The sequence below is a fragment of the Mesorhizobium sp. M7A.F.Ca.ET.027.03.2.1 genome, from assembly GCF_003999175.1.
In the GTDB taxonomy this organism is placed as follows: domain Bacteria; phylum Pseudomonadota; class Alphaproteobacteria; order Rhizobiales; family Rhizobiaceae; genus Mesorhizobium.
This window is the reverse complement of sequence record NZ_RZOM01001815.1, coordinates 1-545: the sequence shown is the minus strand read 5'-3', so window position 1 is coordinate 545 and position 545 is coordinate 1. Positions and strand designations below refer to the sequence as shown.

General features: G+C 64.6%; 1 protein-coding gene. It reads right to left on the bottom strand.

The genetic code is table 11. The features are described 5' to 3' along the window. Window positions 1-135 precede the first annotated feature (135 nt). The coding region (gene rpsI / locus EN750_RS38225) for a 30S ribosomal protein S9 (protein WP_127399514.1) at window positions 136-545 on the bottom strand (410 nt) is incomplete at its 5' end.

Below are 545 nucleotides of genomic sequence, written 5' to 3'. Positions count from 1 at the left end.
GGTAGGGCGTCGCGCTCTTCTACCTCCCCTTAATGGGGAGGTCGCGCCGCAGGCGCGGGTGGGGTGACTGCCGAGCCGCAAACAAAAAGGCCGCCCGGGAGGCGGCCTTTTCGATTGTCTGAAGCTGCGAAGTGCTTAGCGCTTCGAGAACTGGAATGAACGACGGGCTTTCGCCTTGCCGTACTTCTTGCGCTCGACGACGCGGCTGTCGCGGGTCAGGAAGCCGCCCTTCTTGAGCACGGCGCGCAGCGTCGGCTCGTAATAGGTCAGCGCCTTGGAGATGCCGTGACGCACGGCGCCAGCCTGGCCGGAGAGACCGCCGCCGACAACGGTCGCGACGATGTCGTACTGGCCGGCGCGGTTGGAGGCGATGATCGGCTGGTTGAGGATCATCTGCAGGACCGGACGCGCGAAATAGGTCGCGAATTCCTTGTCGTTGACGATGATCTTGCCGGAACCCGGCTTCACCCAGACGCGCGCAATGGCGTTCTTGCGCTTGCCGGTGGCATAGGCGCGGCCCGACTTGTCGAGCTTCTGGACGTGGA